This is a genomic window from Mangrovicoccus sp. HB161399 (genome assembly GCF_013184745.1).
In the GTDB taxonomy this organism is placed as follows: Bacteria; Pseudomonadota; Alphaproteobacteria; order Rhodobacterales; family Rhodobacteraceae; genus Mangrovicoccus.
In genome coordinates this window covers 17943-32945 of the sequence record NZ_JAATVU010000022.1, presented here as the reverse complement: position 1 = coordinate 32945, position 15003 = coordinate 17943, and the positions used below count along the sequence as shown (strand labels likewise).

General features: G+C 70.6%; 13 protein-coding genes. 6 read left to right on the top strand and 7 right to left on the bottom strand.

Annotated features, from left to right (window positions below; translation table 11 throughout):
* Positions 1–71 precede the first annotated feature (71 nt).
* Positions 72–1055 (bottom strand): hypothetical protein, encoded by a 984-nt coding sequence (locus tag HCC78_RS14120; protein ID WP_172329432.1) that lies wholly within the window; start codon positions 1053–1055, stop codon positions 72–74.
* A gap of 176 nt (positions 1056–1231) precedes the next feature.
* On the opposite strand from HCC78_RS14120, the gene HCC78_RS14115 reads away from it, so the two are divergent.
* Entirely contained in the window at positions 1232–2437 is a 1206-nt protein-coding gene (locus HCC78_RS14115) for an oxidoreductase (protein ID WP_172329431.1), read from the top strand.
* An 8-nt stretch (positions 2438–2445) separates the two neighbouring features.
* Here the strand turns inward: HCC78_RS14115 and HCC78_RS14110 are convergent, their stop codons facing one another.
* On the bottom strand, positions 2446–2790 hold the full coding sequence (locus tag HCC78_RS14110) for a MerR family transcriptional regulator (RefSeq protein ID WP_172329430.1): 345 nt from the start codon (positions 2788–2790) through the stop codon (positions 2446–2448).
* An 83-nt stretch (positions 2791–2873) separates the two neighbouring features.
* Between HCC78_RS14110 and HCC78_RS14105 the strand changes: the two genes are divergently transcribed.
* Positions 2874–3656 carry an alpha/beta fold hydrolase gene (locus tag HCC78_RS14105; protein WP_172329429.1) on the top strand — a complete coding sequence of 261 codons (783 nt, stop codon included), beginning with the start codon at positions 2874–2876 and terminating at the stop codon, positions 3654–3656.
* A 418-nt stretch (positions 3657–4074) separates the two neighbouring features.
* Here HCC78_RS14105 and HCC78_RS33175 read toward each other — a convergent pair whose 3' ends face one another.
* The gene (locus HCC78_RS33175; RefSeq protein WP_216671152.1) at positions 4075–4539 is read right to left on the bottom strand and encodes a hypothetical protein; all 465 of its coding nucleotides are present in this window, start codon (positions 4537–4539) and stop codon (positions 4075–4077) included.
* 100 nt (positions 4540–4639) lie between these two features.
* Here HCC78_RS33175 and HCC78_RS14095 point away from each other — a divergent pair, with 100 nt between their 5' ends.
* The 4 genes from HCC78_RS14095 to HCC78_RS14080 all read left to right on the top strand — a co-directional run bounded on the left by HCC78_RS14095 (position 4640) and on the right by HCC78_RS14080 (position 10647).
* Positions 4640–5503, top strand: coding sequence for a LysR substrate-binding domain-containing protein (locus HCC78_RS14095; RefSeq protein ID WP_253949171.1), 864 nt, complete (start codon positions 4640–4642; stop codon positions 5501–5503).
* Positions 5504–7130: 1627 nt separating this feature from the next.
* A complete protein-coding gene (locus tag HCC78_RS14090) occupies positions 7131–7931 on the top strand; it encodes a FadR/GntR family transcriptional regulator (protein ID WP_172329427.1) in 801 nt (266 codons plus the stop codon).
* Between the two features lie 91 nt (positions 7932–8022).
* Entirely contained in the window at positions 8023–9537 is a 1515-nt protein-coding gene (locus HCC78_RS14085; protein WP_172329426.1) for an ABC transporter substrate-binding protein, read from the top strand.
* A 54-nt stretch (positions 9538–9591) separates the two neighbouring features.
* Positions 9592–10647 (top strand): Ldh family oxidoreductase, encoded by a 1056-nt coding sequence (locus tag HCC78_RS14080; RefSeq protein WP_172329425.1) that lies wholly within the window; start codon positions 9592–9594, stop codon positions 10645–10647.
* Between the two features lie 9 nt (positions 10648–10656).
* Here HCC78_RS14080 and HCC78_RS14075 read toward each other — a convergent pair whose 3' ends face one another.
* From HCC78_RS14075 to HCC78_RS14060, 4 genes are read right to left on the bottom strand one after another with little or no spacing between them, the layout of a single operon-like run.
* Positions 10657–11898 (bottom strand): alpha-hydroxy acid oxidase, encoded by a 1242-nt coding sequence (locus tag HCC78_RS14075; RefSeq protein ID WP_172329424.1) that lies wholly within the window; start codon positions 11896–11898, stop codon positions 10657–10659.
* Positions 11895–13376 (bottom strand): tripartite tricarboxylate transporter permease, encoded by a 1482-nt coding sequence (locus HCC78_RS14070; protein ID WP_172329423.1) that lies wholly within the window; start codon positions 13374–13376, stop codon positions 11895–11897. Before HCC78_RS14070 ends, HCC78_RS14075 begins: the two co-directional genes overlap by 4 nt.
* Before the next feature lie 21 nt (positions 13377–13397).
* Positions 13398–13847: a tripartite tricarboxylate transporter TctB family protein gene (locus HCC78_RS14065; protein ID WP_172329422.1), complete on the bottom strand. Its 450-nt coding sequence runs from the start codon at positions 13845–13847 to the stop codon at positions 13398–13400.
* A 59-nt stretch (positions 13848–13906) separates the two neighbouring features.
* The gene (locus HCC78_RS14060) at positions 13907–14848 is read right to left on the bottom strand and encodes a tripartite tricarboxylate transporter substrate binding protein (RefSeq protein WP_172329421.1); all 942 of its coding nucleotides are present in this window, start codon (positions 14846–14848) and stop codon (positions 13907–13909) included.
* Positions 14849–15003: the final 155 nt, after the last annotated feature.

Sequence of the window (15003 nt, the reverse complement as noted above, 5' to 3'; positions counted from 1 at the left end):
CCGCCCGGCCCGGGACCGGCCCCGCCCCGGGGAGCGCGGAGCGGGAACCGGCCCTCCCGGCCGGGCCGGGATCATCCGCGCAGGTGGTCGCGGATGAATTTCCAGATCTTGGCCGCCTCCTCCTCGAGCAGCGAGTCGAGCGGCCGGAACGGGCTGCCGTCGAAATGGCGCGGCGCGGTGCCCTTGCCGCCGGGGCTGCCGTGATCGGCATCGATGGACTTGCGCCATCTCTCGGCATGGGCCTGCCATTCGGCCCGGTCGACCAGCGCCGGCGCGGCGAACCAGACATTCCAGGCCAGCGTGTTGCCTTCGAGCAGAAGGTTGCCCGAGGCGGCGTTGAATGCCTCCATCACTAGCGCGTTGAAGGCATCGGCCAGCGGATCGCCGGTCTTCGCCACCGGCCCGATCTCGACCAGCAGGTTCGCCACGTCCCAGGCCTCGGGATGCCGGGCGAAATCCGGGATGGCGAAGGCATCGGTCTCGCCCTTGCGCAGCGGAAAGACCGGCTGGGAAGGGTCGCCCTTGAGATGGGTCGCGACCTCGATCGCATGGGCCTTGTCATGGGGAAACTTGCTGCCGAGCGCCTCGAAGGCATGCCACAGCATCCGCACCAGCCCGCTTTCCTTGGCAGAGGGGCTGAACCAGACCTTGCCGGTCACGGTCATGTCCGCCGCCATGGTGCGGGCGGTCTCGTCGACCCAGCCGCGCTGGCCGGTCACGGTCACCTCGACATTCAGGCAGCCGAAGGCGGGCGAGCAGGCGCCCTGCTGCGGGCAGATGATCGAATAGACCCGGCCCTCGTCGGTATAGCCGATGCGCGAGATGTCCGGGGCGAACATCTGGTAGCAGCGCGAGCTCTCGTCGCCCGGCACGGACTGCCAGCTGAATTCCGGCCAGAGCACCGCCTGCTGGCGCTGCAGCCTGGCAATGTTGGCCATGTTGTCGAGCAGCGGCAGCGCGCCGAGCTCGGGGTCCGGATAGGCGAAATGCGGATCGGACTGGGCAAAGCCGCCGATCCAGCCCGGCACCGGGACATTGGTGAAGTCTTCTGGCATGCAAGCCTCCCGTTCGCAGCATCTGCCCGGACGGTATCCCGGCACCGGCCGCGCCGCTGTGCCCGGCGACACAGACAGGCCCGGCAGCGGGGTTGACCCGTCCAGCCGCCGTCCCGACACTGTTCCGCAGGCACGGGCCCGGCCCGGCAGGGCGGACCCCCGGACAGGGAGACGGCATGGAAACGGAACACGCGGATGACGGCGCGGTGCTGGGGCAGCCCCTGGAGCTGCCCTGCGGCGCGCGGCTGAAGAACCGCATCGTCAAGGCGGCGATGTCCGACAGCCTCGGCGACGGCAGGGGCAATCCGACCTGCGCGCAGATGCGGCTCTACGAACGCTGGGCCGAAGGCGGCGCGGCGCTGTCGCTGATCGGCGAGGTCCAGACTGACCCGCGCTATCCCGAGAAGCCCGGCAACCTCGTTCTCGTGCCCGATGCCGACATGGCGGCGCTGCAACGGCTCGCCGCCCGCGGATCGGCCCATGGCGCGAAGATCTGGCCGCAGCTGGGCCATGCCGGCGCGCTGGCCCATGCGCCCCTGAGCACGCCCAAGGGGCCCTCGCCTCTGGATGTCGAGGGACTGCGCTGCGGCGGCATGACCGCGGAGGAAATCGCCGCGCTGCCCGATGCCTATGCGCGGGCCGCGGCACAGGCACGGCAGGCCGGGTTCGGCGGGGTCGAGATCCATGCCGGGCACGGCTTCCTGTTCAGCCAGTTCCTGTCGCCGCTCTTCAACCGCCGCGGCGACGGCTATGGCGGTCCGGTTGCCGCGCGGTTCCGGGTGATCGGCGAGACGCTCGGAGCCGTGCGCCGCGCCGTCGGCCCCGCCTTCCCGGTCGCCGTCAAGATCAACGCGACCGACAGGCTTGCCGGCGGGCTGGGACCGGACGAGGCGCTGGAAGTGGTCCGCATGCTGGACCGGGCATCGGCCGATCTGATCGACATCAGCGGCGGCACCTATTTTCCCGGTGCGCCGGCAAGCTCGGAAGGCAGCTCGGCTTCCGGCCCCTATTTCCTGGATTTCGCCCGGCGCGCCAAGGCCGTCACCCGCGTTCCGCTGATGCTGACCGGGGGGATCAAGACCCGCGCGGCGGCCGCCATGGCGGTGCGCAGCGGCGCCGCCGATGCGGTGGGGATCGCGCGGGCGCTGGCGCTCGACCCGTCGCTGGCCGCAGCCTGGCTGGACGGACCGGGCGGCGATCCGGCGTTCCCGTCCTTCGAGGCGCCGCCGCCGGGCGCGATGACCGCCTGGTACTCGATGCGTCTCGCCGCGATCGGCGAGGAGAGCGAGCGGCAGTTCGACCGCCCCCCCGCCGCGGCGATGGCGGAATACGACGCGCGGGATGCCGCGCGCTGCGCCGGCTGGCTGGCGCGCTTCGCCTGAGCGCAGGGCTAGAGGCTGTCGAGATAGCCCGCGATCAGCGCGCGCGACCGCGCGACGTCTTCCAGCTTGCGGTCGAGCTTCTCCAGCTCCCCGGCCAGCCGCGCCCGGAGATTGTCGCAGGGATGGAACCTCGGCTCGGGGCTGATGACGCAGGGCAGCAGGTCGCGCATCGCCTCGATGGTCAGCCCGGCCTCGGCCAGCTGCCGGATGCGGCGCGCCTCTTCGAGGTCGCGTCCGGAATAGTCGCGGTAGCCGCTGCCGCGCCGCGCGGGCGCAAGCAGCCCCTCGGCCTCGTAATAGCGCAGCATGCGCACGCTGACGCCGCTGCGCTCCGCGATTTCTCCGATCTGCATTGGCTCTCCTTCCGGGCCTTGACCCTCACAGCGCTGTCAGGATGCAGGAGGGATGCCATCGGATCAAGACGGAGACTTTCACGATGGCGATACATCATGTTCCCGCGGGCGCCGCTTCGGTCGGCTACCGCGATCACGGCAGGGGCCCGGCGCTGGTGCTGGTCCACGGCACCGGCGGCGACGGCGAGGCGAACTGGGCCGGGGTCGCCGCGCAGCTGCCGGGGCGGCGCATCCTGCGGCCCGACTATGCCGGTTCGGGCCTGACCCGGGACGCGGGCGGCGCCCTGACGCTCGACATGCTGGCAGCGCAGGTCCTTGCCGCGGCCGACCATGCCGGGGCGGAGACCTTCGACCTTGCGGGGTTCTCGCTGGGCGCGGCGGTCGCGGTGCGGATCGCCGCGCGGCAGCCGGTGCGGGTGCGCAGCCTGGTCGCCCTGGGCGGGTTCGCGACAGGGACCGACCCGCGCTCGCGCATGCAGTTCGACCACTGGATCGAGCTGGCCGGGCGGGACAGGGCGGCGCTGGCCCGGCTGCTCCTGCTGACAGGCTTCAGCGCCGATTTCGTGGCCGGCATGGCGGATATCGGCGAGGTCCTGCGCGGAATGGAAGCCACCACCGACTGGGACGGCATGGCGCGGCAGGCGCGGCTGGACCGCGAGCTGGACATCTCCGGCGACCTTGCCGATGTCCGGGCGCGGACCCTGGTGCTCGGCAACCGCTCCGACCAGATGGTGCCGCCCTCAGCCTCCGCAGCCTTGGCAGCCGGAATCCCCGGGGCGCGGCTCGGCTGGATCGACGGGCCGCACCTGTCGCCGATGGAATGCCCCGGCGCGGTCGCCGCCGCGATCTCCGGCTTCCTCGGCTGACCCGCAACGCGCGGACCTGTGCAGCAGGCCGTCCGCATGCCGGCCTGCCAGGATCGCGCCGATGCCGAACGCGACGAGCCCGGCCGCGCAGGCCTCGCCCGGTGGCGGGGCCTGCCGCAGCACGGCCGACTCGAGCGCCAGCGTGGCCACCGGGATCAGCGCCGGCAGGCTGGTCCCGGCGACCGGTCCCAGAAGCTCCGCCGAGCGGGTGAAGGCATACACCGCCACGATGCTGACCAGCACGCCCTGGAAACCGGCCTGCAGCAGCACCTCCGCCACCGGCACTGCCCGATCCGGCTTGGCAGCAACAGGGCGTGGACCGGCAGGTAGAGAACCGCAGACGCGACCGAGACCGCCGCCGTCGCGGCCAGGGCGGGCACCCGGAAATGCCGCACCAGCGCCGCGTATCCAGCCCACATCAGCCCGGTGGCCAGCAGCAGCACATGCCCCGGCGCGGGTCCGCCTCCGGCCAGGACGAGCACGGCGAGGCCCGCCGCGGCCGCCAGGATGCCCAGCCTCTGCGCCGCAGCCAGCGGGCGGCCCGCGCCAGAAGCACAGAGGCAATCGCCATCGCGCCGGGATTGACCGCCCCGGCAGCGGCCGCCGGGGCCGTCTTCATGGCAAGCGACAGCAGCAGCACATAGGGCGCCCCGAAACTGGCCGCCATCGCGAGCGTCACAGCCAGGCGCAGACGGGTGCCGCCGCGCAGCAGGACAGGCGCCAGCAGAAGCCCGGCCGTGCCGAACCGCAGCGCGGCCAGGTCATGCGCCGTCAGCCCGGAGGTCACCCCGGTGCGCAGCAGCAGCAGCGAACCGGACCAGACCAGGACGGCAAGGGCGGCCCAGGCAAGGCCGGACAGGATCGGGCGGGGCGGGCGCGGCATCGGCATCTCCTCGGGTTGACGGAACGGTACCGGCAGACCAAGATGCAGGAAAACGGCATTATTAAATCTTATGGTTTCGAAATTCTCATGAATGGAACCCATGGCCGCCCGGACCCTGAATCTCGACGCCCTGCGCAGCTTCGTCGCCATCCATGACACCGGGTCCTTCCGGCTGGCCGCCGCACGGGTGAACCTCTCGCCCTCGGCGGTCAGCCTGCAGATCGCCCGGCTCGAAGACGCGCTCGGCCACCGCCTGCTGGAGCGGAATGCCCGCCGCGTGGCCCTGACCCGGCACGGCGAACTGCTGCTGCGGCAGGCGCGGGACATGCTTTCGCTGAGCGACGAGACGCTGGCCCTGTTCCGCCGCCCCGCGCTGGAGGGACTGGTGAGCGTTGCCGCCCCGCACGATCTGGGCGTGTCGCTGCTGCCCGGACTGCTCCGCCGGATCGCCGGGGACTACCCGGAGCTGCGCGTCGACGTGCGGCTCGGGACGGCGGCGCGCGTGGCGGAGAGCTTCCGCGAGGGGGCCTGCAACCTGGCGCTCTTCAACGATGTCGGTCCTGCCGCGCTGCCTTGCGACGAGATCCGCTCGGACCCGCTCTGCTGGCTGACGGCGCGGGGCGGCCGGGCGGCGGACACCGATCCCCTGCCGCTGGCGGCGGCCGATCCCGGCTGCGCCTGGCGCCGCGCGGCTCTGGAGGCGCTGGACACCGCCGGCCGCCGCTACCGGATCGCCTATGGCAGCGACACCGCGATGGGACAGGTGGCGGCGCTGCGGGCCGATCTGGCAATTGCCGCCCTGCCGCGGTCGCTGGCCGGGCGGGATCTGGAGGAAGTCCCGGCCTCTGCGGGCCTCCCCGCCCTGCCCCTGACCCATGTCCGCGTGGCACATGACGGCGGCGGCCCGGCCCGGGCGATTGCGGCGGCCCTGCTGCGCGACCCCGGGGCGGATGCCCCCTGGTGATGCCGTGCGGGGCCTGCGCAGGCCCCGGGATGGCGCGGCTGCTGCCGGAAGGGTCCGGCCACGACCTCCGGCCGGACCCGGTGCGCCGAGATCAGCCACGCCATTGACGGGAAGCGCCCCGCAAGCGGGATTTCCGGGGGGTCCGGCAGCGCCCGGGGACAACGGCGGGACAGCCCCGCCTGCGCCATTTTCCGCGATCCCGGACCGCGCGGGCCGGACCGTTCGGACCAGCCGGCGCGGAGACGAAGGCCGGCGACCTGACCGGCACGGCAGCCCTTTCCGGCCTGTCCGGAGGCGCTTGAGATGGACTCCCTCCCCGGGCCGGAGTCAGCATTTATCCGCTAGATCGGCGCCGGCCTGCGCCGCCGCATCCGCGGCTTCGACAGCATCGGCGGCCCCGCCATGGGTTTCCTCGAAATGCGAATGACGGCACCTCCGCCGCTTTCGTCGGCCGGACGGCAAAGGCGGAACCGTCCTGCCGACCGGCATGCCGCAGAACCATCCCGCTGATTACCTGCGCGACGCTCGCCGGGGCGGCGGAGAGCACGCGCATCCGATTTGTACGGGCTGACGGCCGATGCGATCGGCACCGTGCGATCCTACGTCCATATCAACGGGTAGATGGGGGATGTCGGATTTCTCCCGCAACAGCGTACAATAGGATCGCGTCATTGCCGCCATGACGGCCGGTTCCGCTGCGCAGCGGACAGCGCTGCGCTCGGGCGCGTCGACCGGCAGCGGTCCCGGGCCGACCCACGTCCGGAGCGGACGCATCGCAGGCGGCGGCCTCGACATGATGCGGTGGCGGCGGACCCGGACCGGCGGCTCTCCAATCTGCCACATGGGGCGGCATGGCGTCCTGTGCGACGGCCCGGACAATGGACCCGGCAACGGCGCGCCGAGCGCAGCGCCGGGTCCGAGATCAGGGCCGGCAAAATGCGGCTGCCGATACCCGAAATCCTGGCGCGCCCGCTGCCTCGCATCGCAGGTGCCCTGCGGCGCCGGAGCCGAAATCCGGCGCCACCGCTATGCCTCCGGCCGCCAAGCCCCCCCGGCCGTGACAGGACAGCGGCGGCCCGGTTCTCCTGCCTATGGGCGCGGATATGGTCCTTCAGGCAGCGGGACCTGCGCCGGACGCCCCAAGGAATGGAGCATGCGCACCTGCCCCGGCACGAGGCATGTCCTGGGCAGCCGGATCACCATGCCGGCCACTGGCGGCAGAGCTGCCGGACATGACGCGGTTCTCCACGGGAAGCGGCGGCACGGCGCCCTTGCCCCGGGAGCGCCGTGCCGCCCGGACCCAGAGTCAGCGCGCCGGGCGGCAGCGCCACCGCGCAGCCCCATGATCCCGCCCGGTTCAGCCAGGTTCCGGTCCAAGTCAGGGCGCCCGCCGCGGTTCCCGCGAGGCCGGGACGGTGGCCGCCGGAGCATCCTCGCCGCGCAAGCCAGCGCCCTCCCGGCCCGGGGGCATGGGAGGGGCCCCTTGCCGGGGCCGGCCGCCCTGCCCCGGCCCGCACGTGCCTCCGCGCGCCCGGCCGGTCCCGGACGCCTGCGGATCCGCTATTCAATCGCGGGCGGGCCTCCGCTAACCTTGCCCCATCGCAAGGCGGGAAGGCAGATCGGGCGGATGGCGAGAACGAAGGTACATGACCCTGTGGCGGCGGCCGCGCTCGAAACGCTCGCGGCGGTCTCGAAGACCCCAGACGTGCCGCTGAGCGACAAGGTCTACGAGGAGATCCTGCGCCTCGTGGTCGAGGGCACCATCCCGGTCGGCCAGTGCCTTCCGACCGAGGCGGAGTTCTGCGACAGCTTCTCGGTGTCGCGCACCGTCGTCCGCGAGGCGATGTCGCGGCTGAAGACCGACGGGATCATCTCCTCCTCGCCGGGCAAGAAGAGCCTGGTGCTCAAGCGCCCCTCGCGCGACGTGCTCGGCCCGCCGCAGGTCGGTTCGGTCGCCGAGGTGCAGCGCTTCCACGAATTCCGCGAACTGATCGAGCGCGAGGCGGCCGGGCTGGCGGCGCAGCGGGCCGAGGCCTCGGACCTGCGGCGCATCCGCGAGGCCCATGCCGCACAGACCGCGGCCTTCGCCCGCGGCGAGATGAGCGTCGAGAACGACCTGGCCTTCCATATCGCCATCGTGAAGGCGGCGCGGAACAACTTCCTGACCGACGCCCTGGCCTCGCGCAGGGAGACCTTCGCCAGCGCGATGAACTATGCCCGCCGCTCGATGCCGCGCGATTTCGCCGAACGCTCGGCCCGCGTCACCGAGGAGCATGCCGCCATCCTGCACGCCATCGAGGCCCGCGATGCCGATGCCGCGCGCAACTACATGGCCTATCACATGCAGCGCGGCAAGGAACGCGTCTTCGCCGGCGTGAAAGACCGGGAATCGGGCAATCCGCAGGACGGCGCGCCGGTTTCCGAATAAATGTCTTTCAATCCGATATTTTTATAATACATTAATTCCTGCGCAAATCCCCGGAGGAGAAACGGGGGGATTCCGCGAGGAGGAGAGAAATATGCAGATCAGCAAGACTGCTGTGGCTGCGGCGATGGTTGCCGCGGCCTGGACCGGTGCGGCCGCCGCCGAGGGGCGGGACGTGACCATCGTCCTGAACGAGGAAGTCGACGTGATGGAGCCCTGCATGGTCGGGCGCCAGAACATCAGCCGGATCATTTCGCAGAACATCACTGAACGCCTGACCGAGTACAACTACCGCGACGGCGGGATCATGCCGCGCCTGGCCACCAGCTGGGAACAGGTGGACGAGGACACCTGGCGGTTCCACCTGCGCGACGGGGTGAAATTCCATGACGGCGGCGATTTCACCGCCGAGGACGTGATCTTCTCGATCCAGAGGAACCAGAACCCGAACCTGCCCTGCGAGGTCGGCGCGAAATTCTTCGGCGGGATCGATTTCAGCTTCGAGACGCCCGATCCGCACACGCTGGAGATCACCACGTCGCCCCCCTCGCCGATCCTGCCGCTCCTGATGGCGGTCATGCCGGTGGAGAGCAGGGCGGCCACGCCCGAAAACGAGTTCACCCGCGCCCCGGTCGGCACCGGGCCCTATGTCTTCGACAGCTGGGATGTCGGCAAGAGCATCAAGCTGGCGCGCAACCCGGACTACTGGGGCGAGCAGCCGATCGTCGAATCCGCCAGCTACGTGTTCCGCGCGGACTCGGCCGTGGCGGCCGCGATGGTCCAGGCGGGCGAGGCCGACATCGTGCCCTCGATCGCCATCCAGGACGCGACCGATCCCGAGACGGACTTCTCCTACCCGAATTCCGAAACCACCCGGATCCGGATCAACACGTTGGAGCCGCCGCTCGACGACCGCCGCGTGCGCGAGGCGCTGAACCTCGCCATCGACCGCGAGGCGATGATCGGCACGCTGTTCTCGGAGGACGTCCAGATCGCCACCCAGCTCGTGGTGCCGACGACGATGGGCTACAACAAGGACATCGAGCCCTTCCCCTACGATCCCGACCGCGCCCGCGCGCTTCTGGCCGAGGCGAAGGCCGACGGCGTTCCGGTCGACATGCCGATCCACATGATCGGCCGCGTCAACCAGTTCGCCAATGCCACCGAGGCGATGGAGGCGATCGCCGCCATGCTGCGCGAGGTCGGCTTCAACATCGACCTGCAGATGAACGACGTCTCGGTCTGGAACACCTATTTCGTCAAGCCCTTCCCGGATGATGACGGCCCCAGCCTGACCCAGGCCCAGCATGACAACGCGATGGGCGACCCGGTCTTCACCGCCTACGTGAAGTACCATTCGGACGGCGCCCATTCGATGGTCTCCGATCCCGAGCTGGACACGGCCATCGAGAAGGCCACCGCCGCCACCGGCGCGGAGCGCGAGGCGCTCTGGCAGAAGGTCTTCGCCCGGGCCAACGACGAGATCATCGCCGACATCATGCTGTTCCACATGGTGGGCTACACCCGGGTTTCGCCTCGGCTGGCCTTCACGCCGACCATCGCCACCAACCTGGAACTGCAGCTGTCGCAGATCGGCTTCAACGACTGACACCCGCAGGCGCCCCGGCCGGTCCGGGGCGCCGCTGCATGCAAGGAGACCGCAATGCACCATATCCCCCATGACACCCTGCGCGGCCATGCCGCCGCCATCCTCGAAGCCGCCGGGATGGACCCGGCCAAGGCCGCCGTCACGGCGGATGTCCTCGTCGAGGGCGACATGATCGGCCATGACACGCATGGCGTCGGGCTGCTGCCCTGGTATGCCGATGCGCTGGCCCAGGGCGGCATGGCGGGCACCGGCGAGCACGAGGTCGTCCGCGACAGGGGCGGCGCGATCTTCGTCTGGGACGGCAAGTCGCTTCCCGGGGCCTGGCTGGTCTCGAAGGCGCTGGAGCAGGCCTGCGCCCGCGTGGCGGACCATGGCGTGGTCACCGCGACGATCCGCAATTCGCATCACACCTGCGCGCTGGCCGCCTTCATGCGCAAGGTGACCGACCAGGGCTATGTGGTCCGGCTGAGCTCGTCCAATCCCGGCGCGCGGCGGATGGCGCCCTTCGGTGGGACCGAACCGCTCCTGACGCCCAACCCGACGGCGATGGGCTTCCCCACCGCGGGCGACCCGATCCTGATCGACATTTCCTGCTCGATCACTACCGTGACCATGTCGCAATCGCTGGCCGCGGAGGGCAAGCGCTATCCCGAGGCCTGGGCGCTGACCGCGGACGGGCAGCCGACCGACGATCCGAAGGAATTCACCGAGCGCGGCGGCACGCTGCTGCCGCTCGGCGGGCAGCTCAAGGGCTACAAGGGCTTCTCGATGGCGATCGGAGAGGAGATGCTGGGCCAGGGCCTGTCCGGCAAGGGCCGCGCCAACACGGCGGTCGGCGAATTCGCGCAGAACGTCTTCCTCCAGGTGCTCGATCCGGAGGCCTTCGCCGGTCACGACGCCTTCCTCGAGCAGTCGACCTGGCTGGCAGAAACCTGCCGCGCGACGCCTGCCGCCCAGCCGGGCGGTTCGGTGCGGATGCCGGGCGACAGGGCGGCGGCGAAGCGCAGGGCGGCGCTGGCCGATGGCGTGCCGGTCTCGGACTACCGGATGGACGCGCTTTGCGCGCTGGCTTCGAGGCTGGGCGTTCCCGCCCTCGCCGTCTCCGCCTGAGCCGCGGGATCACGGCCTGCGCTGGCGGAACCCTTCCGCCAGCAGCAGATCCGGGCTCATCTCCTGCATGGACAGCAGCCCCATCATGCCCAGATCAGCGCGCAGCTGCGTGCGCATCAGCCCGATCGCATGGGCCACGCCCGCCTCGCCGCCAAGCGCCGAAGCGTAGTTGAACGGACGCCCGATGAAGACGAAGCTCGCTCCCAGCCCGAAGGCCTTCAGGATGTCGGTGCCGCGGCGGATGCCGCTGTCGAGCATCAGGGGCATCTCCCCCGACACGGCCTTGGCCGCCGCCAGCACGCGCAGGGGCGAGACCGCGTAGTCGAGCTGCCGCCCGCCATGGCTCGACAGCACCACGCCGTCGAGCCCGGCCCCGCGCGCCAGCGCCACATCCGCCGGATGCAGCACGCCCTTCAGCACCAGCCGCCCCTGCCAGCGCTCCCGGATCGTCTTGACCATCTCCCAGTTCAGGAACTCGCGGCCGGAGAAGTCCCGCACCGCCTGGCGCGACAGCAGCGGTGCGCCGCGGCCCGCCGAGGCGTTCTCGAAATGCGGGTTGCCGTGGTTCAGGAAGGTGCGCAGGAAGGTGCCCATCGCCCAGGCCGGATGGGTCAGCCCGTCCAGCAGAAGCGACAGGCTGGGCTTCAGCGGCGTCTTGTAGCCCGTGCGCAGGTTGTTCTCGCGGCTCGGCACCACGGCGCTGTCGACGGTGATCACCAGCGTCCGGATGTCGGCCCGGACCAGCCGGTCGAGCAGCGCCAGGATGTCCGCCTCGTCCTTCGGCAGATAGGCCTGGTACCAGACCCGCGGTGCTGCGGCGCGGATCTCCTCCAGCGAAATCAGGCTCGCGGCGCTGATCACCATCGGGATGCCCGCGGCATCGGCGGCGCGCGCCAGCGAGAGGTCGCCGCGGTAGCCGGTCAGGGCCGAGACCCCCATCGGCGCGATGCCGAAGGGCAGGTCCCAGCGCTCGCCCATCAGCTCCGTGTCGAGCCGCCGCGCAGAGACATCGTTGAGGATGCGCGGCAGCAGCGCGATCTCGGAGAAGGCCGCCAGCGCATCGGCGCGCGAGGCGTTGGTCTCGGCCCCGCCCTCGACATAGCCGAAGATCGGCCGCGGCAGGTGGCGGCGGGCCAAGGGCTCCAGGTCCTCCAGCGCGTAGACCTTGCGCATCCGGCGCGGCAGGCGCGGCGGCGCAGGATCCTGCTTGGCAGTCGAACGGGCGGAGGGCGTGTCTGCGGTGATCGTCATGCCGGGCGTTTCCGTCTTGCGGCCTGCCAGAGGTTCAGGGCGATGACTGCGAGGCAGGCGAAGGTGCAGGCAGCGGCCATGGGCTGGGTGACGAAGGGCGTCAGGCTGCCCTCGGAATAGATCATCGCGCGGCGCAGGTTCTGTTCCAGGATCGGCCCGAGCACGAAGCCCAGCACCATCGGCGCCAGCGGAAAGCGGTAGCGCTCCATCGCGATGCCGAGCGCGCCGATGCCGAGCATCACCCAGATGTCGAAGACCCGGTTGTCCGCGCCAAAGGCGCCGATCACCGACAGCACGACCAGCACCGGCACGAGATAGCGTTTCGGCGTCTGCAGCACGCGCGGGAAGATGCGGATGGTCGACAGCTGGATCGCCAGCACCATGAGCGCCGAGATCAGGAAGGCGGCATAGATCGCCGTCACCACGTCCGGCTGGGTGCGGAACAGCAGCGGCCCGGGCTGCAGCCCGTGGATCTGGAAGCCGCCGATCAGCATCGCCGTCACCGCATCGCCCGGAATCCCCAGGGTCAGCAGCGGCAGCAGCGCGCCGCCGATCGACGCGTTGTTGGCGGATTCGGCGGCATAGATGCCCTCGACCGCGCCCTTTCCGAAAGTTTCGGGGCGTTTCGAACGCTTCTTCGCGGCGGCATAGGCGACGAGGTTCGAGGCGCCGCCGCCGATCCCGGGCAGCACGCCGATGGCGGTGCCGATCAGGGAAGATCGCAAGATGTTGGGCGCGTTGCCGCGCAGTTCGCGGCTGGTGACGCCGATGCCGCGCTCGGTCACGTCAAGCTCCAGCTTGCGCGCCGGGGCCAGCGCCTCGGTGACGAGCTGCGGGATGGCGAAGAGGCCGATCATGAAGGGCACGAGCCCGATCCCCGCCAGCATGTCGACCTGGCCGAAGGTGAAGCGCGGCGTGCCGTCGATCGGCGCGAAGCCGATCAGCGACAGGCCGAGGCCCAGCAGCGCGGCGAGCAGCCCCTTGACCATGTGCTCGCCCGCCAGCGCCCCCACCAGCGTCAGGGCGAGCGCGGTCAGGGCGGTGTATTCGAACGGGCCGAAGCGCACGGCAATCTGGCTGATCGCCGGGGCGAAGGCGACGAGGATGGCGAGGCTGATGATGCCGCCGCAGAAGGAGGCGACGATGCCGGTGCCGAGCGCCTTCACCGCCTTGCCTTCGCGGGCCAGCGGGAAGGCATCGAAGGTCGTCGCCACCGAGGACGGCGTGCCCGGAATGCGCATCAGCGCGGCCGAGACCAGGCCGCCGGAGATGCCGCCGACATAGGCCGAGATCAGCACGGCGAGCCCGGCCGAGGGCGAAAGCACGTAGGTCAGCGGCAGCATGATGACGACGGCCATCATCGCGTTCAGCCCTGGCAGCGCGCCGAAGAACAGGCCGATCGCGACGGCGCCGAACATCAGCGCCAGCTGGCCGGGAACCAGCAGGGCCGCGAGGCTGGAAAGGAAATCCGGCAGCATGGGAAGGCTCCTTTGGCGGGATCAGATCAGGGTGCCGGGCAGGTTGACGCCCAGAAGGCCGTTCAGGACCAGCCCGAGCCCCAGCGAGACCGCGATGCCGACCGCCGCGGCGATGCCGATGTCGCGCGGGCGGCGCGGACCGAAGAGCAGGATTGCCGTTGCGAGGAACAGCGCCGTCGACAGGGTGAAGCCCAGGATGCCGAAAAGCGCGGCATAGCCGAGCACAGCGGCAACGAGCCCGGCGACGGCAGGCAGCGGCAGGGCGGAGGCTGCAGCTTTCGGCGCCTCTCCGGCGTCGGGGCGGAGGGCGAGGAGCAGCGCAAGCGCGGCCATCAGTCCGCCGGTGATGCGCGGCATCAGGAGCGGGCCGGGATCGCCCATCATGTCGATCTTGCCGAGCTGCTCGTTCGACCACAGCATGAAGACGGCCAGCGCCAGGAAGGCGAGGGCGGAAATGCGGGTGCTGGACATGGGATCTCCGCGTTGGCTGGGACCGGGGCCGCCCGACAGAAGCGGCCCCGGCGGGAGGTTCAGTCGATCATGCTGTCGACGAACGCGTATTCCCTGGCGACGAAGGCAGCGGTCTCCTCCGGCGACAGGATATGCGGGGTCTGGCGGATCTTCGCCATTTCCTCGGCATATTGCGGATCCGCGGCGATGGCCTGCAGCGCGGTCGCGGCCAAGCCGGAGACGTCGTCATCCATGCCCGGCGGGCCGTAGAGCTCCAACGTCAGCGGGAAATCGATGTCGACGCCCTGCGAGACGGCCGTCGGCCAGTCGGGCGCGAAGGGATCCGGCTTGGCGGTCGGCACGGCCAGCACCTTGATGTCGCCCGACTCCACGTATTGCTGCGCGGTGGCGACGCTCATCGACGAGACTTGCACCTGTTCGCCGATCAGCGCGGCCATGCGCTCGGCTTCGGAACCGGCATCGACCAGCTTCAGCGCGCCGCCCGAAGCCTTGACCAGCGCCTCGCCCTTGACCTGCGTGGTGCCGCCGAGCTGCGAGGCCAGCCGGATCGAACCGGGATCGGCCTGGGCCGCCTCGAACAGCTCGGGCAGGGTGCTGTAGGGCGCGTCGGCGCGCACGGCATAGACGTCATTGGCCTGGCTCAGCGTCGAGATCGGCGTCAGATCCTCGTAGGTATAGGGCGAGCGGCCGAACAGGTTGGCGGCATGCAGCATCGCATGGAACACCAGCAGCGTGCTGCCGTCGGGCTTTGCCGAGGTGACGCTCTGCACCGCGACAACCCCGCCGCCGCCGGTCTGGTTGACCACCGCGACCGTGGCGCCGGTCTGGCGCTCCAGCGCGCGGGCGAAGGTTCGCGCCGCCGAGTCGGTGATGCCGCCCGGCGAGGCAGGCACGTAGATCTGCACCCGCTTGGCCGGCCATGCGGCTTCCTGCGCTCCGGCAGGCAGGGCGCCCGCCGCCGCGAGCGATGCCATTGCGGCAAGGACCAGTCTTCTCTTCATCGTCTTCCTCCCATCATGCGCCCGTGGCGCGGCAAAGTCCGGACCGCCCGCCTCCCGCGCAAACGGGGGCGGCGTCTCCTTGCAGGGCCGGTTCCGCGGGGTCCGCGATTTAATGTATTTTGTGTTTTTTAGTGTAATACATTTTTGGCGGGACA

Coding starts and splice junctions, on each gene's coding strand:
- HCC78_RS14120 (WP_172329432.1), bottom strand. CDS start 1,055: ATGCCAGAAGACTTCACCAATGTCCCGGTGCCGGGCTGGATCGGCGGC.
- HCC78_RS14115 (WP_172329431.1), top strand. CDS start 1,232: ATGGAAACGGAACACGCGGATGACGGCGCGGTGCTGGGGCAGCCCCTG.
- HCC78_RS14110 (WP_172329430.1), bottom strand. CDS start 2,790: ATGCAGATCGGAGAAATCGCGGAGCGCAGCGGCGTCAGCGTGCGCATG.
- HCC78_RS14105 (WP_172329429.1), top strand. CDS start 2,874: ATGGCGATACATCATGTTCCCGCGGGCGCCGCTTCGGTCGGCTACCGC.
- HCC78_RS33175 (WP_216671152.1), bottom strand. CDS start 4,539: ATGCCGCGCCCGCCCCGCCCGATCCTGTCCGGCCTTGCCTGGGCCGCC.
- HCC78_RS14095 (WP_253949171.1), top strand. CDS start 4,640: ATGGCCGCCCGGACCCTGAATCTCGACGCCCTGCGCAGCTTCGTCGCC.
- HCC78_RS14090 (WP_172329427.1), top strand. CDS start 7,131: ATGGCGAGAACGAAGGTACATGACCCTGTGGCGGCGGCCGCGCTCGAA.
- HCC78_RS14085 (WP_172329426.1), top strand. CDS start 8,023: ATGCAGATCAGCAAGACTGCTGTGGCTGCGGCGATGGTTGCCGCGGCC.
- HCC78_RS14080 (WP_172329425.1), top strand. CDS start 9,592: ATGCACCATATCCCCCATGACACCCTGCGCGGCCATGCCGCCGCCATC.
- HCC78_RS14075 (WP_172329424.1), bottom strand. CDS start 11,898: ATGACGATCACCGCAGACACGCCCTCCGCCCGTTCGACTGCCAAGCAG.
- HCC78_RS14070 (WP_172329423.1), bottom strand. CDS start 13,376: ATGCTGCCGGATTTCCTTTCCAGCCTCGCGGCCCTGCTGGTTCCCGGC.
- HCC78_RS14065 (WP_172329422.1), bottom strand. CDS start 13,847: ATGTCCAGCACCCGCATTTCCGCCCTCGCCTTCCTGGCGCTGGCCGTC.
- HCC78_RS14060 (WP_172329421.1), bottom strand. CDS start 14,848: ATGAAGAGAAGACTGGTCCTTGCCGCAATGGCATCGCTCGCGGCGGCG.